This window comes from Rheinheimera texasensis (genome assembly GCF_964031785.1).
In the GTDB taxonomy this organism is placed as follows: Bacteria; Pseudomonadota; Gammaproteobacteria; order Enterobacterales; family Alteromonadaceae; genus Pararheinheimera; species Pararheinheimera texasensis_A.
The window spans coordinates 151,436-176,046 of record NZ_CAXIRE010000018.1 but is presented as its reverse complement, the minus strand read 5'-3'; the positions used below and the strand labels follow the sequence as shown (position 1 = coordinate 176,046).

Here is a 24,611-nt window from a genome sequence, read left to right as displayed (position 1 = left end):
CCTGCGTTCACTCGCCCCAATCACATAGTAAACTATGCTCATGGGGTCTCGTTCTCTGGTCGTCGCGCTGCAACTTCAATTGTTTTGGGTAAACGATGTTTTACAAACCGGCTTTTAAGCTGGCTTCGATAAATTTATCCAAATCCCCGTCCAGCACAGACTGGGTATTGCGCGTTTCGACACCGGTGCGCAAATCTTTGATGCGCGAATCATCCAGCACATAAGAGCGGATTTGACTACCCCAGCCGATATCGGATTTGGTGTCTTCCAGCGCTTGTTTTTCGGCATTTTGTTTTTGCAATTCAAACTCATAGAGTTTGGCGCGCAGTTGTTTAAAGGCGTTGTCGCGGTTTTTGTGTTGCGAACGGTCGTTCTGACACTGCACCACAATGTTGGTCGGAATGTGGGTGATCCGCACCGCAGAATCAGTGCGGTTAACGTGCTGACCACCGGCGCCTGAGGCCCGGTAGGTGTCGATACGCAAATCGGCCGGATTGATTTCGATTTCGATGTCGTCATCGATTTCCGGCGACACAAACACCGAGGCAAAAGAAGTATGACGGCGGTTGCCGGAATCAAACGGGCTTTTGCGCACTAAACGGTGCACACCGGTTTCGGTACGTAACCAGCCGTAGGCATATTCGCCGGTAAAGTGAATGGTACAACCTTTGATGCCCGCGACGTCGCCGTCGGTGACTTCGTAAAGTTCCGGGCTGAAACCTTTGGCTTCGCCCCAGCGCAGATACATCCGCATCAGCATGCTGGCCCAGTCCTGCGCTTCAGTACCGCCAGAGCCGGCCTGAATGTCGAGGAAGCAGTGGTTGGAGTCATTTTTGCCGGAGAACATCCGGCGGAATTCGAGTTTGGCGAGCTGGGCTTCGAGGTCTGCCAGTTCAGTCTGGGCTTCGACAAAAGTCTCTTCGTCTTCAGCTTCAACCGCCAGCTCAACCAGACCAGCAACATCTTCGAGGCCCTGGTCCAGTTTATCGATGGTGTTGACGATTTGTTCCAGCGCTGAACGCTCTTTGCCGAGCGCCTGGGCTTTTTCCGGATTATTCCAGACGGCGGAATCTTCGAGTTCGCGCGAGACTTCTTCTAACTTTTCTTTCTTTGCATCGTAGTCAAAGATACCCCCGAAGCACGTTGGTGCGTTCAGTTAAGTCTTTGATACTGTTATAAACCGGATTGACTTCAAACATGATTTTGCCAGACACCTGAAAAAATAGGCGCCGATTGTAGCAAAATTTCAGCCTGAGGTGCAGCCTTTTCCGGCGTTATGGATGGCCGAAAAGCAGCCAAGAGTTCGACTGCTGGCCGGCGTCAGGCCGGCCATAAATGCCGCACCAGCAATTGCAGATTCTGCTGGTCGCGAAACTCGTTAATGTCCAGCTGATACGCCAGCTCCACTTGCTGAATTTGTGGATTGGGCCAGCTTTTGATGTCGGCATTAAACCAGATGGCATCAAAGAGTTTACCGTCTGCGCCCTGCAGCATCATTTTCAGATGCTTTTCCGCCAGCAACCTTTGTTGTACCAGCTTAAAACGACCATGAAATACCGGCTCCGGAAAGGCCTGGCCCCAGGGCCCGGCGTTTTGCAGCAGCTGCGCCAGACTGATATCCAGCTCCTGCGGCTGTAATTCACCGTCGCTGTAGACCACAGCAGTTAAGTGTTCTGGCTGGATAAAACGGCTGGCCTGTTGGCTTAATGCCTGCACAAAAGCCTCAAACTGCGCTTCAGCGATGGTGAGACCCGCCGCCATGGCATGACCGCCGAATTTTTTAATCAGGCCAGGTTCTGCCGTCGATACCGCTTCGAGCAAGTCGCGCATATGCACACCGGCGACCGATCGGGCTGAGCCTTTTAATTCACCGTTGTCGCCACGGGCGAAGGCTATCACAGGTCTGTGCCAGGCTTCTTTGACGCGTCCGGCCAGAATACCGATCACGCCCTGATGCCAGTCACTCTGGTATAAACATAAACAAGAAGGTAAATCAGCGCTTTGCAACGACAAGCGACTCAGCGCCGCCATGGCTTCCGTTTGCATGCCCTGCTCTATTTCGCGCCGCTCTAAATTCAGGCTATCCAGCTCTGCTGCGAGACGCCGCGCATTGTTGATATCGGGCGATAACAAACAGGCGATGCCAATCGACATATCATCGAGCCGCCCGGCGGCGTTTAAGCGCGGCGCTAAAGCAAAGCCAAAATCCTGCGCGGTCAGCTTAGCCGCTTTGCGGTTCGCCACATCAATCAGTGCCTGAATACCCGGACGCACTTTGCCGCTACGAATACGCTGCAAGCCCTGATGCACCAGAATACGGTTGTTATGATCAAGCGGCACCACGTCCGCCACAGTGCCAAGCGCAACTAAATCCAATAATTCAGCCAAATTCGGCTCTGGTATTTGTGTAAAAGCGCCCTGCTCACGCAGTGCAGCCCGTACTGCTAACAGTAGGTAAAAAGCCACACCGACGCCCGCCAGCGCTTTACTGGGGAAGTCGCAACCGGGCTGATTTGGATTAACAATGGCATCGGCGTCCGGCAATTCGCTGCCGGCCAGGTGATGGTCCGTGACCAACACCCGCACGCCGGCCGCTTTGGCCCGTGCCACGCCTTCGATGGCGGAAATGCCGTTGTCGACAGTGACAATCAGTTCAGCGCCATGCTTAAGCGCCAGCTCAGCCATTTCGACCGACAAGCCGTAGCCATATTCGAAGCGGTTTGGCACCAAAAAATCGACATTGGCAAAACCAAGCGCACGTAAACCAGCCAGTAATGTGGCGGTGCTGGTGGCGCCGTCTGCGTCAAAATCGCCGACAATCAGAATGCGTTGTTGGCGTTGCCGGGCGTCTAGCAACAAGGCCACCGCTTGCGGCATACCTTTGAGCAGCTGATAAGGCAACAGTTGCTGCGCACTGCGCGCCAGTTCAGCAGCGTCAGCAATACCGCGATGGGCGTACAGGCGTTGCAACACCGGATGCACCGGCAATGACAAAGCGGCCGGTGTCAGCACCGGCCTTTGTTGTAAGGTTTTAACCAGCGTCATCAGCTTAGCGTTTCGCCAACTGCGTCAGTGCGGCGGCTAAAGCTGCTGCCGGCTGATAACCTGGAATCATACTGCCGTCTGGTAGAACTATGGCCGGTGTGCCGCTGATGCCAAAGCTTTGTCCCATATGGTACTGTGCCGCGACGTTGCTGGCACATTTAGCCACAGAAACTTCACTGCCCGACTTGGCTTTATTCATCGCACCCTGTTTGTCTTTTGAGCACCAAATTGATTCTAAGGTACTGAACGTCTGGCTGTTTTCACCACCACGCGGGTAAGCCAGATAACGCACTGTAATGCCGGCATCCAGATAATCCTGCATTTCGCTATGCAGTTTGCGGCAATAACCACAATCGGTATCGGTAAACACTGTCACAGCGAATTTTTCATTTTTCGCTTTAAATTCAATCGCTGACGCCGACATTTGCTTAACACCGGCCTGACGCATCGGCTTCATCACTTCTTCATTAACGTGCACTTTGTTTTTTAAATCAAAAACTTCACCCTGGATCAGATACTGGCCATCCGCGCTTGCGAAAAACAAACCCCGGTCAGTAAACACCTGCAGCAGCCCCGGAACCGGCGCATTGGCAACCGATGTTGGTTTGATCCCCAGTTCAGCCAGTTGCTGGGCTAATTTAGGCTCAACCGGCAGGGCCGCGGGAGCCGCCAGTAAAGACACCGAAGGCAATGCCAGCAGCAATGCGGCACAGAATTTTTTCATGATAATTCCTTGTTCATCCTAACCACGCGGATGATGTAACTGATGTAACTGTTTTAACCGCAACTGGGCAACATGGGTGTAAATCTGTGTCGTCGACAGATCACTGTGGCCCAGTAACAACTGTACGACGCGCAAATCCGCGCCGTGGTTCAATAAATGGGTAGCAAAAGCGTGGCGCAGCGTATGCGGCGACAACTCTGCATCGATGCCGGCCACTTTCGCATAAAACTTAATCCGGTGCCAGAACGTCTGTCGCGTCATTTGTGCGCCCCGCTGACTCGGGAACAACACATCAGTCGGTTCGCTCAGTAACAAAGGCCGGCCATGCGCCAAATACCGCTGCAGCCAGTCCGCGGCTTCTTCGCCAAATGGCACCAGCCGCTCCTTCGAGCCTTTGCCAAAGACCCGCAGCACTCCCTGACGGGCATTCACCTGCGGCAAGCTCAGACTGACCAGCTCGCTGACCCGCAGGCCAGACGCATACAACAGTTCCAGCATCACTTTGTCGCGAAACTGGATGGCTTCATTCAGATCAGGCGCAGCCAGCAAGGCCGTCACATCCGCTTCTGATAAGGTTTTTGGCAGTGGCTGGCCCAGCTTTGGGTTGATGACGCCGGCCAGTGGATTCTGCGCAATGTCGCCGCGTTGATGCAAAGTCTGATAAAAACGCCGCAGGCTACTGAGCAGTCGTGCTGTACTGCGCGGTGACAAGCCTTTGTCGTAACGGCTGGCCAGAAAGGCTTCCAATAAAGCCGAATCAGCCTGCGGAAATGGCCGGCCTTGTTGCTCGGTGAAACAGGCAAGCTGGCGCAAATCTGTGCCATAAGCCGCTAAAGTGTGTGCACTGACGCCATCACTGAGCCACAGCTCATCAAGAAACTGTGTGATCAGCGCCTGACTTGCCGCCGATGGCTGTTTTGCGCGTTGCCGGCGATCAGCCATGACTAACCTTCGCAACATTGCTGCGCTTGGGCTGGCTTGGCCCCTCTGATACAATCCGCCCAGCCTGGCTCGCGCCAACACCGCTTTTTTGGATGTGATTGATGAATATTGCCATTTTCTACGGGTCCACCACTTGTTACACCGAGATGACTGCTGAGAAGCTGAAAGTCTTGCTGGAGTCGGATCCGGCTTTGCCAACCAACAGCAGTGTATCACTGCACAACGTCAAACAGCAGCCACTGCAGCGGATGCAAGATTATGATGTGTTGGTCCTCGGCATCTCGACCTGGGATTTCGGTGAACTGCAGGAAGACTGGGAAGCACATTGGGACGACATCGCCGGCGTGAACCTTGACGGTAAAATTGTCGCCATTTTCGGCATGGGTGACCAGATTGGTTACACCGAATGGTTTGTCGATGCGATGGGCATGCTAAGCGATGCCATTGCCGGGCAAAATTGTCAGCGTATTGGTTTTTGGTCGGCCGACGGTTATCAGTTCGAAAAATCCAAAGCCCTGACGCCGGACGGAGAATGGTTTGTTGGTCTCGCGCTTGATGAAGAAAATCAATATGACCAGACCGACAGCCGGCTGCTGCAGTGGAGCACACAGATCCTTGCAGAAATTGCGGAGTTAACCAGTTAATCGCGCTGCAGAGCGCATTTTTGCTGGTTTTCTCATCAAAACGACGCTAAGTAACTGATTCTGTTCAGACCAGTTTTGGTGGAAAAAAGTGCACAAATGTTAAAATAATCCTTGCTACTGCCATTTTATCTGCATAAAATGCGCGGCATCGAAAGGCAAGACAGTTGAAAGACTGCTCACGCAAAGCTTCGGGTCTAAGGGTTGAATCAACCTATGACAGCCGGGCTGCCATCCCAACATCACCGGGATGAAGATCTGCAAAACGTGCTACGTTTTTGCGTCTGTGCAGGAGTCCTGCTCGCCTTTCATCGTATCCCCCTGACTTGATAATTGCCTGACGGCACCGGAGTTAACGATGAACTTTAAAGCACTGTCTGTAATCGCTGTTGTAGTAAGCCCACTGTTTGCCATCACCCCAGCCAGCGCCGACGAGCAAATCGCCCAGTCTCTGTGTGCATATGTCGCAGCGAACGACAAAAACAGCATCCGTAAAACGCTGTCAGACAACCGCATGCGCATCAAAAACGTCTATGATGGTATTCAGTGTGACGGCCTGCCGCTGATCCGCTTTGCCATCAAACACAATGCGGCTGATGCTGCTGAATTTATCGTCAAGCAGTTACCAGGCAGCCAGGTTGCCGGTTCAGGTGACGTGGAATGGGCACAAAGCAATGGCTTCGCTGCATCACCAATCATCGAAACAATCAAAGCCCGCAGCGCCAGCTAATTTCCGCTTTTAGCGCAGAACATCAGCCCGCTTCGCTTTGCAGCAGCGGGCTGATTTCATTGTGGAACCACTGTTGTAGCTTTGGTTCTGCCCGCACTAACACCACCTCAGTACAGCCATTAAAACGGGCATAAGCCTGCAGTGCTTTAGAAAACTGCTGCACAAACCGACTTTTCCCAAGCCATAACGGCGCCAGCAGCAAGTGCTGCAATAACAACACCCCTTGGTCGCGCTGCGCTTTGACATCCATCAGTCCGACATAGGTTGTGCCGTAAAATACCGGCAAACTGTAATAACCAAATTGACGTTTTTCCGCTGGTACATAGATTTCCAGCTGATAGTCCGCAGCAAACCAATGCTGTAAACGCTGGCGCTGGATCAGCAGATTATCAAACGGATTCAACAAATAGACCTGCGTCGCCTTCGCTGGCAGCTGCCATTGCGAGGGATCTGCGTAATAGCTTTGCCCCTGATACTGAAAACAATGCAACACCCCGCTGTGCGCCAGCTCTTTGAGTAAATGGGTCACCGGCGTTTTCATCCCAGGGCGCAGGTAACTGATTTGGCTGGCGGTACCTGCGACATGGCATTGCAGATAACGCTCAATCAGATGCATCGCATATTCACGCTCGTCCGGGACCCGGCAATCGGTGCCGGCCGGTAACACCCGCTCTGTCAGGTCCAGCACTTTCTGAAAACGTTCACGGCGCACCACCATCAGCTCGCCTTGCATAAAGAGCTGCTCTAAAGCTTTTTTGGCCGGCTGCCAGTCCCACCAGGGGCCACTGGCCTCAGTCGTTTTGGCAAAGTCCGCCGCTTTTAACGGCCCTTCGGCGCGGATACGGGCCCGCACTTCGCGCATTTGCTGATGATCTGGTGTGTACCAGTGTTTCTGACCTTGCTGGAGCTGCGTTTTGCGATACAGGCTGAAACGAAAATCCCGCATCGGCAAAAATGCCGCCGCATGCGACCAGTATTCAAAAATCTGTTTTTCAGCCAAAAGGTCATCCAGCCACTGTGGCTGATAGTTTTTCACCCGGTTAAACAACACATGATGATGGGCGCGCTCAACGACGTTAATCGAATCAATCTGCACATAACCAAGCTGTTCAATAACTTGTAACGTGCCGCTGCGCCGGCTTTGCGGGGTACTCAGTTGCTGTTTTGCCAGCAGCAGCTGTAAAAACTCAGCGGGTGACAGTGGTAATGCAGTCGACATCACAACCCCTTAAAAATTCAGATAAAAACCCGCCAGCAATCGGCGATAAGCCGGACTATATTGCCCTTGTTCGTCGCGCACCAGCAATACCGGCAGCTGCTCGGTGGCGACCGGAGCAAGCCCAAGTTCCAGCAACAGCCGCGCCGGGCTTTTGTCCGGCTGGCTCTGTACTGCCTGTGAGCGCAATAAATGCCAGGCACTGTCTCTGGCCAAACCCAGCAAACGCTCTGCTTCCTGTACCGGCAAAATCAGACTAAAACGGCCGTTTGGTACGAGCAATGCGGCTGCGACCTGTAACAAACCGGCAAATGGCAGCTGGTCATTATGGCGGGCCAGTTGTTTTTGCTGGTCCGGATTGGTCAATGCGGCGGTGAAATATGGCGGATTTGACGTGATCTGCTGATAGCGGCGCTGTGCCAAGTGGTCAGCGCTGCCCGGATAGGTTAAAATATCCCGTTCGATAACCCGGATCCGGCTTGGCCATGGACTCTCGAGTACGTTCTGCCGGGCTTGCGCGGCAGCCGCACTGCCCAGCTCGACTGCATCGATAAGCTGCAACGACCCGGTACGCTGCGCCAGCATCAGACTCAGAATGCCGCTGCCACAGCCAATATCCAGGCAATCGCCGCTGGCCGGCACTGAAGTCCAGGCGCCCAGCAACAAAGCATCAGTGCCGACTTTCATCGCACAGTGCTGATGCGACACAAAAAACTGTTTACAACGAAAGCCTGCAGCCATAGCGCCCCGCGCAAAAGGTTGCAGTGTAACGGAAGCTTCAGCTGTCAGTACAGCGTGGCTCCGCCAAGTTAACCCAAAAGGTATTTGACTGTGACTGACCTGACGAGCCCGGATGAGATCCTCCGTTTTGCTGATTTTGATCTGGACCCTGCGCTGGCCCGCGCTTTGGCTGAAGCTGGTTTTGAAAAACCGACCACCATTCAGCAACAAGCGATCCCGGTGGCCCTGGAAGGCCGCGACATTCTGGCCAGCGCGCCAACCGGTACCGGTAAAACTCTGGCGTTTTTGCTGCCGGCACTGCAGTATCTGATTGATTTCCCACGGCGTGAGCCAGGCTTTGCCCGGGTGCTGATCATGACGCCGACCCGCGAACTGGCGTTTCAGATTTTTGAACAGCTGCAGATGCTGACCAAACACAGTGACCTGAACTGCGGCGTGATCACCGGCGGGATCAACTACGGCAGTCATAAAGAAACCTTAGAAAAAAACAACGACATTCTGGTCGCCACCCCTGGCCGGCTCATTGAATACATGAACGAAGAAAGCTTCCAGTGCGACGAAGTGGAAGTGTTAATTCTCGATGAAGCCGACCGCATGCTGGATATGGGCTTTGTCGCCGAGATGGACCGCATTATCAGCGACGCCAGACGCCGCCGCCAGACCATGTTGTTCTCCGCGACCCTCGAAGGTGTTGCGATTGAACGTTTTGCTAAACGCGCCTTAAAAGAGCCGGTGACTGTCGAAGCCGAATCACCACGCCGGGAAAAAGCCAAGATCCAGCAGTGGATCCACCTGGCCGATGATGCTGACCACAAGCTCGCACTGCTGACGCATTTATTGCAACAGCCGGAGATGACCAAGGTCATCGTCTTTATTAAAACCCGTGAGCGGCTGGCGAGTTTAGCGGGTCAGCTTGAATCGGCCGGCCTGAAAACCTGCTGGTTACAGGGTGAAATGCCACAGGACAAACGCCTGCTGGCCGTGTCGCGTTTCAGTAAAGGCCTGGTGCGGATTTTACTGGCCACCGACGTCGCGGCGCGGGGCCTCGATATCGACGACATCAGCCATGTCATCAACTTTGATATGCCGCGCACTGCGGATGTTTATGTGCACCGCATCGGCCGAACCGGCCGCGCTGGCAAAAAAGGTATCGCCATTTCACTGGTTGAGGCGCATGACATTGATATGGTTGGCAAAGTTGAACGCTACACCGAAACACCGTTAAAACGCCGGGTGATTGAAGGTTTAAGACCGAAACACAAAGAAGCCCGGCCTTCGACCAAAACCAAAAAGCCAAAAACAGTCGCGAAGAAAAAAGCGCTGAAAAAAGCCGCTAAAGCCAAATAAATCCGTTTTTAGCGGGCAAAGGGCGCCGCGGGGCGCCCTTTTTTTGCCTGCAGTTAGCTGTCTTTGCGACAGGCAACAGTCAGTTTTTCAGACAAACCGACGCACTACCCTGCACCGGCACGCCGCTATACAGCAAACCACTGAGCTGGACCTGCACCTGACCGGGCAACCAATTGCTGCTTTCATTGGCAAAATGGCACAGCAGATCTGGCACTGTGTCGGCATTTAAATCACTGCTTTGGCAGGCCGGCGCTTTGCCTTTGACCCTGAGCTGCAAATCGCCAAGTTTCAGGCTGCTGTCGATTCTCAAATCCGCGACCCGAATTGTGCTGCTGCCGTAAATGGCCGTTGTCAGCATGCCGTTTAACTTCGGATTGATACAACCCGTGCTGTCGGGTCGGATGGCAAACTGCAGCGGCAGTACTTCCGGCACAAAATCACAGTCGCTGCAAGCCGGCGTTATCGCTTCAGCCAGCGCCTGCACCAACGCCGGTGGTGCATCCGGGGCAAAATTCACCCGCAGCGTATGGCTGGCATCAAGCTTGCCGTTTTGCAATGGTGCCGGATGACTGGCACTGGGCCATTGCCATTTACCGCGAGAAGGCGTCTGCATCGACGTTGCGACAATAAATGCTTGATCAGGCGTCAGTTGCGGCGGTTCCTGGCTCAGTGCAGTGCCATCTGCTGCCGCCGGTTCACCGTTGATGGCACAGCGCACCACTTTGAGCTGACGGGCCTGCGCGCCTTGCTGCAACGGGTTATCACTATCACTGTGATACATCGCAGTCGCCATAATACTACCAGCAGGCCAAGGGCTGCCGTCGGGCAGCAGATGACTGGCTTCGCTGCCACACTGCAAACTATTAAAATTCGCCACCGCGCCTACTGCCAGCGGCGACACCTGGCTGCTGTTGATCAGCGTCAGCACTGCACCAATCGAGGCGCCACCAGCTTTGATACCGGTTTGAATTGCCGGGTTTGGATCTGTCCAGTTGCTGATGATGTCATAAGTCAGGTCGACCACCAGCGGTAATACTGTGGTACCGGTGCCGCTGTACTGATATTGCTGGAAGGCCAGCAAATTGGCGTTGTTACGGCTAATGTCCACCGGTAACGAACGGCCCTTGAGCACCGGCAGCGCGACCGGGCCGCTAAAACTCATCTCGCCATAAGTTTCACCGAGCGCGTTACCACCGAGTACAGGCGCAAAACTCTGCAGGAAATTACCACTGCCAAGCCCACCACCCTGCAATGCGGCCAGCGCCTGTGCACCACCGGCGACAATACAGTCATCACCATAAAAAGCGCTGGCCGGGTTCAGATCAGGCGCAGAGCAATCGCGGGCCGATAAGAAAAACTGGCCGCCAAAATCCGGCACGCGGATGTCATCAATTTGCGCAATGACACAATTACCACTGCTATCACAGGCCTGAAATACCCTTGTTTCCAATCCGGCCAGGCGCGAGTCCGGTAACAGCGGCAGCTGTGGTCCTGAATATAAATTCTGTTTGGTCGGATCTGGTGTGCGCAGAATCACCGACATCGATAACCCATCGGCGCTGGTGGTGCCTAAAGTGATGCCTTCTAAGGCACTGCTGCTGCCATTGGCCGGATCGGTGAAGCTGTCGCGCAAGATGGCAAAACCGTTATTTGGGTTATAAGCCGGGTCCAGATTGGGACTGCAGGGGTTACATTCGGCGCCGTCGCCACCGACATACAGATCAAACTGCAGTTGCGGCAAGGTGTAATCATAGCGGGCGCCGTACAGCGGGTTTTGCGGCGCCAGCGGATCTGTACCCCGGCCGTATCTGGTGCGGTATGGTGTCACGCTGTGATCAAACCGGATCAAAATCCGCATACTGGCACCGGGCACAAACTCTGGCGGTACATCAGACAAACCGACATCTGTGATAGTGGCCCGCAGCTCCCAACCGGTCGGATACGCCGACACCGGTGCACTCAGCAGGCCAATCAGACAAAAATTCAGGAAAAATATAAAGCGACGCAACAGAACAGAAGTCTTCAGCATAAAGATCCCCTTCGTTGTAGCAGGTCCGGGGCAGATACAACGACGGGCTTCCGGCATCGCAGGAATTCAGGCGCCGGACAAAATCACCTGAGGCTTGTCATCTGTGGAGCGCCAGTCATGCATAAGATATTCCTAATATTTATTAGTTGCATTTACATGGACTTGGCAATCAGGCTGACAGCTGGTTGTAAAATGAATCGACACTTTAGCGCGGATAAGGCGGCCAGCTTTGACAAAAGCTGGCCGCGCAGATGGGAATTACAACATCCAGGCGTAGCTGAATTTCAGGAACACTGAGCGGTCATCGCGGGTTAGCTGCTGGATCTCATCGTCGCTATAGGCGTGGTCGCTATAACCGGCAAAAAACAGCGTCTGCGGATTCAGCTTGTAGCTGTACAACAGCTGCATGCCTAAATCCTCTGACTGTTCAGTGACAGGGCCGAGATTATTCGCCGGGTTCTGCCGGATGTCAGAATAAATCAGTGCCAGCCGGACAAAACTGCGCACCGAAAACTGATAACTGAGGCGTAAATCCGTCAGATTGGCCGTAAACACTTCGGCATCATCTGCATCCAGCGTGCGGTAGGTATGTCGCAGCGCGACCTGGGCATGCATATTGGCGTTCCAGCGGATCTCCGGCGCAATCTCCAGGCCATCGCCTAAACGGTTATTGCGAAAATCCAGCTTGTCGCCAAATTCAGATTCCACTTCGATATAAACACCGGACCATGGCTGCACCAGCGCATAAGTGCCAATGGTGTGTTCGGTAAAGAGTGCGGTATTGGCATCAACCACTAACCGGCTACCATCCAGCCGGCTGCCGACGCGGTCGCGCTCAGTCAGCATCAACGACAGCTCTGACTGCAGCGGACCATGCACAATCAACTCAGCTTCGGCTTCTTTTTCCAGCAGTTCACCGGCCTGACTATGACTGATATCCCAGTCGCCACGCAGCTCGATGTTGTTCCACCACTGGCTGTCTGAGAACCACTGATACCCTGCACCGTGCACATATTTGTTCCAGTCGGTCTGCGGCATATAGCCCATATCAGCACGGAAACCGTCGCTGTAGCCGAGATAGCGGCTGTACCAGGTAAAGCTGCGGCTTTCGTGTTCATACGCCAGAAACTGACCAACACCGGACAAATCCTCACCGAGGCGCAACTTCGCTTCACCATCAAACTGCGCCGCCAACTGCTGTGGGTAAGCACTGTCGCTGTGCAGCAGCTGCGCGACCACTTTATCTTGTGCCGTCGCCTGATATTTCAGGTCGAGGCCATGCACATAGTTGTGATAATCGTCGCTGCTGCGCAAGGTGCTGATCCAGCCAAGCGACAGTTTTGGGTTCAGGTCATAGCGATAACGCAGCACGGCGTTGTCGCTTTTTGCATTGATATACCCTAAATCTGAGCTGATATTGCCGGGGATAATAAAAGTGGTGTCTTTGTCATTGGCGGCGAACACGGCAAAAGACTGCTGATCAACGCGGCCAGTCAGCTTCAGACCTGCATCCGGCGATGACACATTACGGGTATACACCAAATCCAGCGGCGAGCTGAAATAGTCGGCATTATCAAGGAAAAACGGCCGTTTCTCGTCAAAAAACAGTGCAAAAGTATCGTTCATCGACACTTGCGCTTCGTCGGCTTCAATCTGGGAGAAATCCGGATTTAACGTGGCATTCAGGCTGATATCCGGCGTAATACCCCATTTCACATCGAGGCTCGGTTCGATATTGCGGTCGCTTTGCCAGTCGCTGTTGCCCTGTGGCGTCACATCGCGTTGCTGCTCTACGCCCATCACCAAAGACGGTACTAAAGTGAAGTGATTGCCCTGGCGTGCACCGCGAAAACCTTCCACAGTTTGCATCTGACAAATCCAGCATGGATCTTCACGCAGAATTTTATTTGTTGATAAGCGGTGACGCACATCCCGCGGATAAAACCGCAGTAGTTCCAGCTTCCAGCGTTGTAAATCGAGCCGGTCGTTAAAATTTAATAACCGCAGCGGAATAGCGACTTCAATCTGATAACCGGTCGCGGTGATTTTACCGGCGCTTTGCCAGATGCCATCCCAGGCGTCGCTTTCGGTTTTGGTGATCTCGTTTTCAATAGCATCGCCTTGTACACCTAAGGCATTGACAAAGAACTGGTAGGCCAGCTTGCTGTCATCATAAGTGTCGAGTTTGATACCGATGCTGTCGTCATCCCACATTTTATCGCGGTCACGGTAATAAGCGCGGATTTGGCTTGGGTCCGGATCTTCGGCGACAAAGCTGATATAAAAAAACTCGCCATCTTCCATCACCCGCGCCATGGTTTTCACCGGCGCCGGCGTGTTTTCTGCCGGCCAGGTGTTATACAAAATCGGCATTTCCCGCGCTTGTTGCCACTGCGGCTCGTTCAGCTCAGCATCCACAACAATTGCTGGCGTGACGCGTGGGATAGACAGCGACTCGGCGGCCAGCACTTCAGCGGAAGTGCTACCGAGCAGCAGCAAACAATAAAATAATGGGGATTTTAAAACAGGCATGCAGCATCCATGAACAAGGCAATCGGGAGTCCGGCGCCAGGCGCCGAAAAATCAGCCAAGTATAAAGATGCCGGCCGGCCTGTACAGAACCATGCGGTCAACACAGGGCAAGACACGGTCAGCGGTCTTGCCTGTTTTCAGGAGTGAGAATTAACGCTCCCAGTAGGCCTCTTCCAGACTGTCTTCTTTTTCCGGCAAACCGCGCGATAAACGTGGTGCACTTTGATTCAGAATGGCGTAGCTGACACGGTTAGCGTATTTACAGATCTGCGCAAAAGACGAATAAGCCAGACAACTTTGTTCATGTTTGCTCGACAACGGCAGCGCGTGACGATGAAAATGATTGGCAGCAATGTCATGCAAAATCGCGGCTAAGGCGCCATCGCCAGCGCCATTGGTATTCTTAATTCGCTCAGGCCCGCCTAAATAGGGGTCGATATGCGAATAGACTTTCAGCGGCTCGGCACAATGCTTTTTCTGCATAGGCCGGCTGAATTCAAATTCGTTGTAATCTGGCAAAGCACCGGATTTAATCGGGTTGGTGGTTTCGCGTTTGACGCTGGCATCGGTGTAACCGCAGAGGTATAAACCTTCAGGACCAGCAGTGACCAGCACCATATCGGTCAGCTCCAGCGCCGCTTCGGCCGCGAGCAGCGGGTCGGTAATGCCGGTCAGCGCTGCTGCTTCTAATTCATTCATCGCCAGCATGTCGACATAGTCGGTGACGGTTTGCAGAATGAGTTCGCGATGTTCTTCCACCAAATGTTTGGTTCCCAGGCTCATCACCACCGGCACACCGTGGCGCTTGGCCAGCTCCAGTGTGCGCAGCATCGCCTGCTGAATGGGCTGGCCGCTGGCGCGCAGCGGGTAAGCGCTTAACACCAGCGCAGCGGCTTTAGCGATAATATCTTCCGGAATAGCATCGGCATTGAGTTCATCCATCGCGCCCGGGTCAATGACAAAAGTGCGCTCGCCATCGGGAGTGATCATCGTAATGCCGCGACCAATATCACCGGCCACGCCTTGCAGATGATTCATGTCGACTTTGCTGCTGGTATGACACAGATAATGATAAGCCGGCGAGCCTAAGGCGATATTGGCCGACATCACGCCAAGCAGCACCGATTTGTCATCGGCCAGCACTGAATAGTTATGGATGGTATTGCCGATAGTGCCGCCGGCGAAATGATCGGAAATCGCCGCACTTTGCACCAGTTCCTGATAAATCTGGTCGGCTTTGCCGTGTTCGACCAGATTCGATAAGCCTTTGCCAATACCGTATTTTTGCAGGAATTCGTCACTGACATTGGCCACCACATCGACAATGGTCTGGTCCAGGCCGACCACATAAGTATCGAGTTCAGGCCTGACCTCAAAACTCGGTAACTGTGGTTTTGGTGAAGACACCGGGAAATAATGCTTCAGTTTACGGCGGCCAGGAAATTTCATAACGGATTCTCAGAGAAGGTCAGTCCAGTATTTTAGCAAAACTGACCTGTGGCGGACTAGGATAAAAATAAGCGCAATGCGCTAGCTCAGCCAGCAGCGACTTCGTCGCGCAAAAACGTCAGTTCATGCGCTTTGGACAGCTCAGGACTAAAACGATAACCCGCCACGTCGAAATGCCGCAGGCCTTCGAGCGAATCCACTTGTTGTTCAATCACATAACGCGCCATCATGCCGCGGGCTTTTTTGGCAAAAAAGCTGATGATTTTATACTGGCCGTTTTTCTGATCTTTAAACTGCACGTTAATCAAAGGCTTCGCCAGCTGTTTGGTTTTGACCGCTTTAAAATATTCCTGCGACGCCAGATTGAGTAAAAACGGCGCTTGCAGTTGTTCAAGTTGCTGGTTGAGACTGTCGGTGATTTGACTACCCCAGAACTGGTACAGGTCTTTGCCGCGCGGATTCATCAGGCTGGTGCCCATTTCCAGCCGGTATGGCTGCATCAGGTCCAGTGGCCGTAACACGCCATACAGACCGCTTAAAATACGCAAATGCTGCTGGGCGTAAGCAAGCTGAGCGTCCGACAAACTTTGCGCCTGCAAGCCCTGATACACATCGCCATTAAAGGCAAACAGCGCGGCTTTGGCATTGTCTGAGGTAAATGGCAGGCACCAGCTGGCAAAACGGGCGGCATTCAAACCAGCCAGTTTGTCGCTGATATGCATCAGCTGACTGAGATCGGCCGGCGTCAGTTCGCGGCACACCGCGTTTAATTCAGCTGCCTGTGGCAGAAAATCTGGCTGCGTCAGCGGTAATTGGCGCGGTAACGGCGCAAAATCCAGATCTTTGGCCGGAGAAATAACCATCAACATCGAAGCATATTCCTGAAGGTAAAACTGCGGCGCGACTATAAGCTGCGCTCAGCTCAGTTGCAACAAGCTGTTCAGCTCTTTCATCACTGCGGCAAACCTTTTGGTGTTGCCTTCATTCAGTTCGCTTTGTTCCAGAATTTCCACGCAGCGCCGCGCCAGTTTAGCGGTGTCTTTCGTCACGCCGCCGATTTTGCTGATGGTCTGTAATAAATTCAGTGCCAGACTGGGGTTGTAAGGCATGTAATCAAAGGCTTTATTAAAAAACTCCAACGCCCGGCCATAATAGCCATTCTGATAGGCATCCAGGCCGTCGTTGTTGAGCGTTTTAATCTCTTCGCGCAGGTTGTCATGCGCTTTGTGTTCACCCTGTATCAGTACTGTCAGCGTATTAGCCAATAAATCGTCGTACTCGGCCATCTCTTCCAGTTGCTGCATAAATTCGTCACTGCGCGACAAATTACCGGCTTCGAAATAGGCTTTGGCTTTGTCGAGACAGGCTTCGGCGCTCAGTGTTTTGCCAGTCTGTGCGGCGTCACTTTTAGCCAGCAGGTCTCTGGCCTCGTCAATGTTGCTGCGTAATATCGCCACGCGCGCCCGCACAGCCAGTTCTTCGTGCAGATAAGATTCCAGCGCAAAACGTTTGCCGATATTGGCCAGAATTTCATCAATCTTTTTGAAATGCCGGGTCTGTTCCAGCTTATTAGCGTCTTTGGTCAGCTCCAGAATGGCGCGGGCATAATTGAGAAAATTGTCTGGCGTATCAAAAATGGAATAACGCGCCGCCTGCTGCAGCCGGGCGTAAATTTTTACTGCATCTTCTTTTAAACCATTGATATTGGCCAGATTCGCCAGCGCTTTTTGCCTTTTATAGTTTTTTGGCGACAGCTTGGTTACTTCGTTCAGCGTTTCGTAGGCATCTTTGTACAGCTGGCGTTTGAGAAACAGACGCGACAACCAGTCCAGTGCTTCTACGCGGGTTTCATCCATTTTGCTCAGTTCCCGCAGCTCAAATTCGGCCTCCAGCCAGCGCTGCTGACAAAAACGGGCAATGGCAAGACCAAGCTTGGCCCAGGCATAGTCCCGCCGGTTCAGAATCGACAAATACAGCTGCTCAGCAGCCTGATAATGTTCAATTTTCAGCAGCAGCTCACCACGCAGCCGCAAAGCAAACACCGCAAATTCCGGGTCGTTTTTAATCACGAGCTCGCAGGAGTTTGCCGCTTCAATAAACAAGTCTTCAGCGATCTCCTGGTAAACCTTATTTAGCACATGTTTGATTTCAAAAGCGCGCATCAGGCGCTTTTCGAGCTGGACAAATGAAAAGGGTTTGAGCAGATAAGAATCCGGTTGCAGTTCAATCACGCCGTGCACTATCTGGCGGTGACTCTCAGCGCTGATAATGATAAAACAGCAGCCTGGCTTTAATAATCGTAAATGTTTCAGCGCTTCAAATAGTTGATAACCATCTTTGCCTTCGCCGAGGTTGAAATCGGATAAAATGAAGTCATATTGGATTTCTGTACAATTGGCAATGGCAGCATTGGCATCCGGAGCTTGGGCAATATGTTCGAAACCGATTTTTTGTAGCATGCCTTTGATGGATGCGCGCACCGGGTCGCAGTCATCCACGACCAACACTTTTTTTGCTTTATAAAATTTGGGATTCAAATGTTGTACTGCCTTCACAAATTGCGACCAAACTGCCGTACATGGCGCAACAGCTTTCTGTCTTTGTTAACACGATCAGAGACAAAAACGCTATATCCGTATGAGGCCGGAACAACCGACTGGAACCAACTATAGTAATCTGACAAAAAATCAGCAACAGACCCGACAGAATTCTGTGTTTTCACGCGTTTTCTGTTGTAATATTTCTACATAATCACGCTTTTAAACGGCCGTACGGCTAAAAATGCGACTAAAAATGGTTAAATAACAATATGACAACACTCCTTGATCAACTCAAAGCTGTCACTACCGTCGTCGTCGACAGTGGTGACCTGAACGCCATCGAACAATTCCGTCCGGTCGATGCCACCACTAACCCTTCATTGTTATTAAACGCCAGTGCTTTGGATTTCGCGAAGCCGCTGCTGAGCGCTGCCGCAATCTACGCCAAAAGTAAAACGGCAGATAAAGCTGAACAGCTCAGCATCGCCAGCGACAAATTCGCCGTTGACGTCGGCACCGCCATCAGCAAATTGGTGCCGGGCCGGGTTTCAACCGAAGTCGACGCCCGCTTAAGTTTTGATACCCAAGCAACTATTGCCAAAGCCCGTCAACTGGTTGCCTTGTATGCAGAAAATGGTATCGGCAAAGACAAAATTCTGATCAAAATCGCGTCGACCTGGGAAGGCATTCAGGCGGCACGCGCGCTTGAGCAGGAAGGCATTCAATGTAACCTGACGCTGTTATTCCACCTGTGTCAGGCGCGCGCCTGTGCCGAAGCCGGCGTATTCTTAATTTCGCCATTTGTTGGCCGTATTCTGGACTGGTACAAAGCCAGCACAGGCCAAAGCTATGATGCTGAAACTGATCCGGGCGTGATTTCTGTGCGCGAAATTTACAATTATTTCAAACAGCATGGCCATAAAACTATTGTGATGGGTGCGAGTTTCCGTAACGTCGGCGAAGTTTTAGCACTGGCCGGTTGTGACCGCTTAACCATTGCGCCAACGCTGCTCGATGAACTCAGTAAACAAAGTGGCGAGCTGGTTGTGCATTTGCGCGATCAAGGCACAACCACTGCAAAACCAGCGGAGCTGACCGAACAGGCGTTCCGCTGGGCGCTGAATGAAGATGCGATGGCCACCGAAAAACTGGCCGAAGGCATCCGTAAATTCGCTATCGACCAGCGCAAACTGGAACAAGTGATCACTGCTGCGCTTGCTTAAGCGCAGCTTTTTTAACAGGAGTTTATTATGTCGTCTGCAGTTTGGAGCCAGTTGGCCACACTGGCCAAAGCCCCGCTGAACCTGCGTCAGGAGTTTGCTGAAGATCCACAGCGCGCAGCACGTTTTACCGCCAAAGCGCTTGGTATCACGCTGGATTATTCAAAAAACCTGATAACCCAAGGTATCTGGCAACAACTGCTGGATCTGGCAACACAAAGCCCGCTCGCCGCAAAACGGGCCGCCATGTTTGCCGGCGACAGAATCAACAACACCGAAGACCGTTCAGTCTGGCATGTGGCACTGCGTGCCCCTGCCGACCAGCCATTACAGCTGGACGGCGAAGATTTACAGGCGCAAATCGCCGCCTGCCGCGCGCAGATGTATGCGTTGGTTGAACAGCTCAATAACCGCCAGTATCTGGGATATCAGGGCAGCCCTATTACCGATTTAGTCTGGATTGGTATCGGTGGTTCCCTGCTTGGCCCGCAGATGGCGCTGGAAGCTCTCACCCCCTACAACCAAAGCCCGGTCAAAGTGCATTTTGCCGGCAATATCGACGGCGCTGTAGTCAGTGATGTGGTGAAACCGCTGAATCCGGCCACCACGCTGGTGTTTGTTGCGTCAAAATCTTTTGGCACTGAAGAAACCAAACAAAACGCCTTAGCGGTACGCCAGTGGTTCCTTGACCATGGCGCCGATAAAGCCGCTATTGCCCAGCATTTCTGGGCAACCTCGTCCAACATCAAAGCAGCGAGCGAATTTGGCATTGATGCCTCACATATCCTGCCGATGTGGGATTGGGTTGGTGGCCGTTATTCGCTGTGGTCGGCTATTGGTTTTCCACTGTGCCTGACGCTGGGTGTGGCGCAATTTGAAAACCTGCTGGCCGGTGCCCGTGATATGGACAGCCATTTTTGCGACGCGCCGCTGGCGCAGAATTTGCCAGTGATTTTGGCGCTGTTAGGCGTCTGGTATATCAATGGCCTGGGTTGTCAGACGCAGGCACTGTTGCCGTACAGCCATTATCTGCGGTTGTTGCCGTCTTATGTGCAGCAACTGGACATGGAAAGTAACGGCAAAAGTGTTGATGTTGATGGCGCAGCACTGACGGCTGCCACAGCTCCGGTGATTTGGGGCGACGCCGGCACCAACGGCCAGCATGCGTATCACCAGTTATTGCACCAAAGTGCCTTAGCGGTACCGGCTGACTTTATTCTGCCAATCAAAGTCTCTCACGATTTGGCTGATCACCATCACCGCCTGGCGGCGCATTGTTTTGCTCAGTCTCAAGCGCTGATGCAGGGTAAAACCATTGCCGAAGCCAAAGCTGAAGTGCTGGCACAAGGTGGCAGCGAAGCCTTAGCTGATTTCCTGGCGCCACACAAAGCATCGCCAGGCAATAAACCCAGCAACACGTTGTTGCTGCCTGAGTTATCGCCCTATTACCTTGGCGCTTTGATTGCACTCTATGAGCACAAAGTCTTTGTGCAAGGCGTGCTGTGGAATATCAACTCGTTTGACCAATGGGGTGTTGAACTTGGTAAGCAGTTATCCACGCCGATTTATCAGGTGTTATCCGGTGCTGCCAGCCATGCTTTTGACAGCTCAACTGAGCAGCTGATCAAACAATTTCAGCAAGCTTAACCTGTTGCCTCCGCTCATTTTTTAAGCACAAAAAGGAACCATAAGGTTCCTTTTTTTTCGCTGCCATTTGCCATTCATCTGCGATTCATTTTTCTGTCATCGAAGTATTTTATTTTGCTAAAAAATGTGGTATCAATTTTGGTGAGAATAACAACAACAATGTAGCGAGGTGAAGTATGGAAAGCTTTGACGACTTACTGACTATGTTGGAACGACCAGCCGCGAAAGCCCGGCCGGTGAAGCGCAAATGGCGCGAAATCGAAGCCGTAAAGGAGCGGCAGCGTCTGAGGAAAGAGCTCGAAGATATCGACTGGAGCTTAGAAGACGACCTGATTGAACAACTGATTTAATGTAAAGAGCCCGACCTTCCCAGGTTGGGCTTTTTACTTTTAAAACTTTGCTCAGTCAGCGATCGCTGATTTGCCTGATAAAAAAACCGGAGGAAACTCCGGTTTTTTATTTGGGCCGGACTTTCACTAACGCCTATGCAGCCCTATCAGGATTGTCACCCACGCGGTTTTCAATGACCGACTCAACCTGCTCGATCGCCTTATTTTGCATGTTCAGATATTTCGTTTTCCAGATATAAAGTCCAAGCAGCAAAACTAAATGTACGTATGATATTGGCGCCCCGCGAGTGAACAAATAAACATCTATCGCAGCCAAAATTATTAGCGCGGCTATAAAACTGTTAAAAAACTTAATGTTATAAGTTTTATGATTTTTTAAACGAAGCAACACCAGCTCGTAGTCCATCTAGCCATTCATCCTTTTTATCTGCTAATCACTATTGGTTTGGATCGGCGCTATGTTTCTGAAACTACAGCCCATCTGCAATCTTTCCATCTACACATGGTAAGCACCGTATCACACCTGCCAATCCACCGGCGTTTTGCCCATCTGCGTCAGCAACTCATTGGCTTTAGCAAAATGGCCGCAACCTAAAAAACCGCGATGCGCCGACAACGGCGATGGGTGCGGCGCGGTCAATACATGATGGCGGCTTTTATCGATAAATTTTTGTTTATTAATCGCGTGGGAGCCCCACAGCAAGAACACCACAGGCTCAGCCTTGGCGCTAATGGCTTTAATTACATTGTCGGTGAAGGTTTCCCAGCCGAGGTTTCGATGTGAATTGGCTTCGTTCGCTACTACGGTCAGCACAGTGTTGAGCAGCAATACGCCCTGGCGGGCCCAGCTTTCCAGATAACCGTGGCTGGGGATGACAAAATCCGGGTATTCCAGCGCCAGTTCTTTGTAGATATTTTTTAAACTCGGTGGCACCGCCACGCCGGGGCGCACCGAGAAACACAGGCCATGGGCCTGATTGGGCCCATGGTATGGGTCCTGGCCGATGATGACGATTTTCAGCTGGTCAAAGCCGGTATAACGAAACGCATTAAACACATCGGCTTCGGGCGGATAAATCACCGTTCCCGCAGCGCGCGCTTGTTTGACAGCTTCAACAGTTTGCTGAAAATACGGCTGCGTTTTTTCCGCGCCAATCACATCTTGCCAGGATAATTGCACTTTTTACTCCAGACTGAGCAACACTTTGCGCAATTCTACAAAATCAGCGGCCAAATCGCCCGCTAAACTTGTTTCCCCCGCCACAGCCGCTAAAGCTGGCGGTAACGCAATCGGATTGCCAAGGATGTTTTCCACCGACTCTTTAAACTTGGCCGGATGCGCAGTGCCGAGGAATAAACCATATTCGCCCGGCTGTAATTCACGTTTTAACGCGCGATAGGCCACAGCCGCATGCGGTTCAGACAGATATCCCAGTTGCGACAGCTGACGCACACCCAGCTGCGTATCTTCTTCATCCACCACTTGCGTCGACAGCGCAGATCTGTGGATCACGCCTTGCGCCAGCAAATCTTCGACCCGCGGCCAGTTGTTCGGTGCGCTGACATCCATCGCGTTAGATAAAGTGGCAACGGTTTTATTGACCTGCCACTGCCCGCTTTGCCAATAACGCGGCACTGTGTCGTTGGCGTTGGTGGCAGCAATCATGCGTTTAATCGGTAAGCCCAGCACTTTGGCGATCAGGCCTGCTGTCAGGTTACCGAAATTACCACTTGGCACTGAGATCACCAGCTGTTCGCGCTGGGCTGGGGTTAACTGCGCAACGGCTTCAAAGTAATAACAAACCTGAGCAAACAAGCGGCTGATATTAATCGAGTTAGCCGAGTTGATATTAAGGCGGCTGACTAAATCGCGGTCATTAAACACTTCTTTGACTAAGGCCTGACATTGGTCAAAATCACCATCGACCGCCAGCGTGTGGATATTGTCGCCAAGGGTGGTGAACAGTTTTTCCTGCAGCACTGAGATTTTGCCTTTCGGGAACAGGATCACCACTTGGACACCCGGTTGACGATAAAACGCATGGGCCACTGCAGCACCAGTATCGCCGGAAGTGGCAGTCACAATAGTTGTGCGGCTGACATTGGAACGTTGTTGCGCAGCGAGTAATGCCCGCGCCATAAAACGGCCACCGAAGTCTTTAAAGGCGAGTGTCGGGCCATGGAACAGTTCCAGACAACCAATGTCTTCAGTGACCGCTGCGACCGGTGCCGGGAAATAAAAGGCCTCGCCAAGCATTTGCTCAAGCTCCGCCAGTGGCAACTCATCACCAATCAGCGCATGTAACAGATGCGCGCTGCGTTTGGCAAAAGGCATCGCCAGCAAGGCGTCGACATCTACTTTCGGCCAGCTGGCCGGAAAAAATAAACCTTGTTGATCACCGAGGCCGATACGCACCGCATCTAAAAAACTGACCTGCTGAGCCGGCACTTTGATATTTCTTAACAACATAATAGTTCCTGGAGCATTGCTCTTAAATCATTGAATTTATTGTTCAAATAACAACTTACAAGGCGCGCGCCCCTGTGGTTGAAAGCCGGCAAATGTGCGTCATCGCATCGGCATTTTTCTCGTAATGCGCCGCCAGATAAGCACGGGCGAATTCCGCCTGCGCTGGTGTGCTGCAAAGCGCAAACAAAGTGGGGCCTGCACCGGAAATGCCGACATGGCCTATGCCCTCTGCCATCAGCGCGGCGCGAATCGCCGGCAACTCCGGAATTAATGGTGTACGTGCTGGTTCTGCCACGACATCTTTGAGTGCCGCAAAAGCCTCGACTTCATCGTCGCTATATAAAGCAGCGACAAAACGCGCCACAGTGCCGGCGAACTGAATACTGTGTTTGAGTGTCAGCTGCTGCGGTAACACCGCCCGCGCCGCTTTAGTCGACAGCACTGTGCCCGGATAACTCAGCACCACTTGCCAATTGGCAAACCACGGCAGCTTACGATACAACAACGGGCTTTCCGGCAACATCAGCTGCAAGCCACCATGTAACGATGGCGCGACGTTGTCATAATGCACACCGCCACTGACGCCGCCCTCACAGACGGCGGTCAGTTCCAGCAATTCGCGTTCGCTGAGCGGATGGCCGAAGTAGTCGTTGAAGGCATAACAAGCCACCACGATGGAACAAGCACTGGAGCCCAGGCCACTACCAACCGGCAGATGCTTCACCAGCCTTAGTTTCAGCCGAGGTAATGTGCGGCCAACCTTCAGCTCAAAAGCGTAAAAGCTGGTCAGCACCAGATTATCGTTGCTGTCGCCGGGTAACTGATGAACATAACGGCCCGCCAGCTCCAGCGACATGGTTTCGGCTTCGCCGAGAATTTGTAACTCATCGCCGAGCAAAGTGCCGTCGATGGCTTCAAAGGCTGCGCCGAGTAAATCAAAACCAACCGAAAAATTCCCGGTGGAAGCCGGCGCAAAATACGACTTCAT

The 24,611-nt window shown here is 52.5% G+C and carries 21 protein-coding genes and 1 riboswitch; of the genes, 6 read left to right on the top strand and 15 right to left on the bottom strand.

The window, feature by feature from the left end:
- Positions 1-100: 100 nt before the first annotated feature.
- The 4 genes from prfB to xerD all read right to left on the bottom strand — a co-directional run bounded on the left by prfB (position 101) and on the right by xerD (position 4,711).
- Positions 101-1,199, bottom strand: a protein-coding gene (prfB, locus tag ABNT34_RS08310) for a peptide chain release factor 2 (RefSeq protein WP_169739306.1) whose coding sequence is annotated in 2 segments (ribosomal slippage) — positions 101-1,123 and positions 1,125-1,199 — 1,098 coding nt in all. Because the reading frame shifts where the segments join, the coding sequence is not laid out codon by codon here.
- 121 nt (positions 1,200-1,320) lie between these two features.
- On the bottom strand, positions 1,321-3,045 hold the full coding sequence (gene recJ / locus ABNT34_RS08305; RefSeq protein ID WP_348730542.1) for a single-stranded-DNA-specific exonuclease RecJ: 1,725 nt from the start codon (positions 3,043-3,045) through the stop codon (positions 1,321-1,323).
- Between the two features lie 4 nt (positions 3,046-3,049).
- Complete coding sequence (gene dsbC, locus ABNT34_RS08300; protein WP_348730540.1) at positions 3,050-3,769, bottom strand: bifunctional protein-disulfide isomerase/oxidoreductase DsbC; 720 nt, start codon at positions 3,767-3,769, stop codon at positions 3,050-3,052.
- A gap of 18 nt (positions 3,770-3,787) precedes the next feature.
- On the bottom strand, positions 3,788-4,711 hold the full coding sequence (xerD, locus tag ABNT34_RS08295; protein WP_348730538.1) for a site-specific tyrosine recombinase XerD: 924 nt from the start codon (positions 4,709-4,711) through the stop codon (positions 3,788-3,790).
- A 101-nt stretch (positions 4,712-4,812) separates the two neighbouring features.
- Here xerD and fldB point away from each other — a divergent pair, with 101 nt between their 5' ends.
- Together fldB and ABNT34_RS08285 are read left to right on the top strand one after the other, a co-directional pair.
- Entirely contained in the window at positions 4,813-5,355 is a 543-nt protein-coding gene (fldB, locus tag ABNT34_RS08290) for a flavodoxin FldB (RefSeq protein ID WP_348730536.1), read from the top strand.
- Positions 5,356-5,499: 144 nt separating this feature from the next.
- Positions 5,500-5,588: riboswitch (cyclic di-GMP riboswitch) on the top strand.
- 122 nt (positions 5,589-5,710) lie between these two features.
- On the top strand, positions 5,711-6,082 hold the full coding sequence (locus tag ABNT34_RS08285) for a DUF3718 domain-containing protein (RefSeq protein WP_348730534.1): 372 nt from the start codon (positions 5,711-5,713) through the stop codon (positions 6,080-6,082).
- 22 nt (positions 6,083-6,104) lie between these two features.
- Here ABNT34_RS08285 and ABNT34_RS08280 read toward each other — a convergent pair whose 3' ends face one another.
- Together ABNT34_RS08280 and ABNT34_RS08275 are read right to left on the bottom strand one after the other, a co-directional pair.
- The gene (locus ABNT34_RS08280; RefSeq protein ID WP_348730532.1) at positions 6,105-7,301 is read right to left on the bottom strand and encodes a crosslink repair DNA glycosylase YcaQ family protein; all 1,197 of its coding nucleotides are present in this window, start codon (positions 7,299-7,301) and stop codon (positions 6,105-6,107) included.
- Between the two features lie 9 nt (positions 7,302-7,310).
- Positions 7,311-8,039 (bottom strand): methyltransferase, encoded by a 729-nt coding sequence (locus tag ABNT34_RS08275; RefSeq protein WP_348730530.1) that lies wholly within the window; start codon positions 8,037-8,039, stop codon positions 7,311-7,313.
- 90 nt (positions 8,040-8,129) lie between these two features.
- Here ABNT34_RS08275 and srmB point away from each other — a divergent pair, with 90 nt between their 5' ends.
- The gene (srmB, locus tag ABNT34_RS08270) at positions 8,130-9,386 is read left to right on the top strand and encodes an ATP-dependent RNA helicase SrmB (protein WP_348730528.1); all 1,257 of its coding nucleotides are present in this window, start codon (positions 8,130-8,132) and stop codon (positions 9,384-9,386) included.
- Positions 9,387-9,465: 79 nt separating this feature from the next.
- Here the strand turns inward: srmB and ABNT34_RS08265 are convergent, their stop codons facing one another.
- The 5 genes from ABNT34_RS08265 to ABNT34_RS08245 all read right to left on the bottom strand — a co-directional run bounded on the left by ABNT34_RS08265 (position 9,466) and on the right by ABNT34_RS08245 (position 17,933).
- Complete coding sequence (locus ABNT34_RS08265; protein ID WP_348730526.1) at positions 9,466-11,415, bottom strand: hypothetical protein; 1,950 nt, start codon at positions 11,413-11,415, stop codon at positions 9,466-9,468.
- Between the two features lie 258 nt (positions 11,416-11,673).
- Positions 11,674-13,947: a DUF5916 domain-containing protein gene (locus ABNT34_RS08260; RefSeq protein WP_348730524.1), complete on the bottom strand. Its 2,274-nt coding sequence runs from the start codon at positions 13,945-13,947 to the stop codon at positions 11,674-11,676.
- Positions 13,948-14,097: 150 nt separating this feature from the next.
- Complete coding sequence (locus ABNT34_RS08255) at positions 14,098-15,396, bottom strand: inosine/guanosine kinase (protein ID WP_348730522.1); 1,299 nt, start codon at positions 15,394-15,396, stop codon at positions 14,098-14,100.
- An 86-nt stretch (positions 15,397-15,482) separates the two neighbouring features.
- Positions 15,483-16,265, bottom strand: coding sequence for a peroxide stress protein YaaA (gene yaaA / locus ABNT34_RS08250; protein ID WP_348730520.1), 783 nt, complete (start codon positions 16,263-16,265; stop codon positions 15,483-15,485).
- Between the two features lie 48 nt (positions 16,266-16,313).
- Positions 16,314-17,933: a response regulator gene (locus ABNT34_RS08245; RefSeq protein WP_348730518.1), complete on the bottom strand. Its 1,620-nt coding sequence runs from the start codon at positions 17,931-17,933 to the stop codon at positions 16,314-16,316.
- A gap of 272 nt (positions 17,934-18,205) precedes the next feature.
- Between ABNT34_RS08245 and tal the strand changes: the two genes are divergently transcribed.
- The 3 genes from tal (at position 18,206) to ABNT34_RS08230 (ending at position 21,153) form a co-directional block, all read left to right on the top strand.
- Positions 18,206-19,159 carry a transaldolase gene (gene tal / locus ABNT34_RS08240; protein WP_348730516.1) on the top strand — a complete coding sequence of 318 codons (954 nt, stop codon included), beginning with the start codon at positions 18,206-18,208 and terminating at the stop codon, positions 19,157-19,159.
- A gap of 27 nt (positions 19,160-19,186) precedes the next feature.
- Positions 19,187-20,803 carry a glucose-6-phosphate isomerase gene (gene pgi, locus ABNT34_RS08235; RefSeq protein ID WP_348730514.1) on the top strand — a complete coding sequence of 539 codons (1,617 nt, stop codon included), beginning with the start codon at positions 19,187-19,189 and terminating at the stop codon, positions 20,801-20,803.
- Between the two features lie 176 nt (positions 20,804-20,979).
- A complete protein-coding gene (locus ABNT34_RS08230; protein ID WP_084164207.1) occupies positions 20,980-21,153 on the top strand; it encodes a DUF3545 family protein in 174 nt (57 codons plus the stop codon).
- Between the two features lie 133 nt (positions 21,154-21,286).
- On the opposite strand, the gene ABNT34_RS08225 is transcribed toward ABNT34_RS08230, so the two are convergent.
- From ABNT34_RS08225 to thrB, 4 genes are all read right to left on the bottom strand, one after another.
- Complete coding sequence (locus ABNT34_RS08225; RefSeq protein ID WP_348730512.1) at positions 21,287-21,559, bottom strand: hypothetical protein; 273 nt, start codon at positions 21,557-21,559, stop codon at positions 21,287-21,289.
- Between the two features lie 111 nt (positions 21,560-21,670).
- Positions 21,671-22,333 carry a uracil-DNA glycosylase gene (gene ung / locus ABNT34_RS08220; protein WP_348730510.1) on the bottom strand — a complete coding sequence of 221 codons (663 nt, stop codon included), beginning with the start codon at positions 22,331-22,333 and terminating at the stop codon, positions 21,671-21,673.
- 3 nt (positions 22,334-22,336) lie between these two features.
- Positions 22,337-23,623 carry a threonine synthase gene (gene thrC, locus ABNT34_RS08215; RefSeq protein WP_348730508.1) on the bottom strand — a complete coding sequence of 429 codons (1,287 nt, stop codon included), beginning with the start codon at positions 23,621-23,623 and terminating at the stop codon, positions 22,337-22,339.
- Positions 23,624-23,678: 55 nt separating this feature from the next.
- Positions 23,679-24,611, bottom strand: coding sequence for a homoserine kinase (gene thrB, locus ABNT34_RS08210; RefSeq protein ID WP_348730507.1), 933 nt, complete (start codon positions 24,609-24,611; stop codon positions 23,679-23,681).

Excerpts from the sequence above, each read along its gene's own strand:
- recJ (WP_348730542.1), bottom strand. The coding sequence starts at position 3,045 with ATGACGCTGGTTAAAACCTTACAACAAAGGCCGGTGCTGACACCGGCC.
- dsbC (WP_348730540.1), bottom strand. The coding sequence starts at position 3,769 with ATGAAAAAATTCTGTGCCGCATTGCTGCTGGCATTGCCTTCGGTGTCT.
- xerD (WP_348730538.1), bottom strand. The coding sequence starts at position 4,711 with ATGGCTGATCGCCGGCAACGCGCAAAACAGCCATCGGCGGCAAGTCAG.
- fldB (WP_348730536.1), top strand. The coding sequence starts at position 4,813 with ATGAATATTGCCATTTTCTACGGGTCCACCACTTGTTACACCGAGATG.
- ABNT34_RS08285 (WP_348730534.1), top strand. The coding sequence starts at position 5,711 with ATGAACTTTAAAGCACTGTCTGTAATCGCTGTTGTAGTAAGCCCACTG.
- ABNT34_RS08280 (WP_348730532.1), bottom strand. The coding sequence starts at position 7,301 with ATGTCGACTGCATTACCACTGTCACCCGCTGAGTTTTTACAGCTGCTG.
- ABNT34_RS08275 (WP_348730530.1), bottom strand. The coding sequence starts at position 8,039 with ATGGCTGCAGGCTTTCGTTGTAAACAGTTTTTTGTGTCGCATCAGCAC.
- ABNT34_RS08265 (WP_348730526.1), bottom strand. The coding sequence starts at position 11,415 with ATGCTGAAGACTTCTGTTCTGTTGCGTCGCTTTATATTTTTCCTGAAT.
- ABNT34_RS08260 (WP_348730524.1), bottom strand. The coding sequence starts at position 13,947 with ATGCCTGTTTTAAAATCCCCATTATTTTATTGTTTGCTGCTGCTCGGT.
- ABNT34_RS08255 (WP_348730522.1), bottom strand. The coding sequence starts at position 15,396 with ATGAAATTTCCTGGCCGCCGTAAACTGAAGCATTATTTCCCGGTGTCT.
- yaaA (WP_348730520.1), bottom strand. The coding sequence starts at position 16,265 with ATGTTGATGGTTATTTCTCCGGCCAAAGATCTGGATTTTGCGCCGTTA.
- tal (WP_348730516.1), top strand. The coding sequence starts at position 18,206 with ATGACAACACTCCTTGATCAACTCAAAGCTGTCACTACCGTCGTCGTC.
- pgi (WP_348730514.1), top strand. The coding sequence starts at position 19,187 with ATGTCGTCTGCAGTTTGGAGCCAGTTGGCCACACTGGCCAAAGCCCCG.
- ABNT34_RS08230 (WP_084164207.1), top strand. The coding sequence starts at position 20,980 with ATGGAAAGCTTTGACGACTTACTGACTATGTTGGAACGACCAGCCGCG.
- ABNT34_RS08225 (WP_348730512.1), bottom strand. The coding sequence starts at position 21,559 with ATGGACTACGAGCTGGTGTTGCTTCGTTTAAAAAATCATAAAACTTAT.
- thrC (WP_348730508.1), bottom strand. The coding sequence starts at position 23,623 with ATGTTGTTAAGAAATATCAAAGTGCCGGCTCAGCAGGTCAGTTTTTTA.
- thrB (WP_348730507.1), bottom strand. The coding sequence starts at position 24,611 with ATGAAGTCGTATTTTGCGCCGGCTTCCACCGGGAATTTTTCGGTTGGT.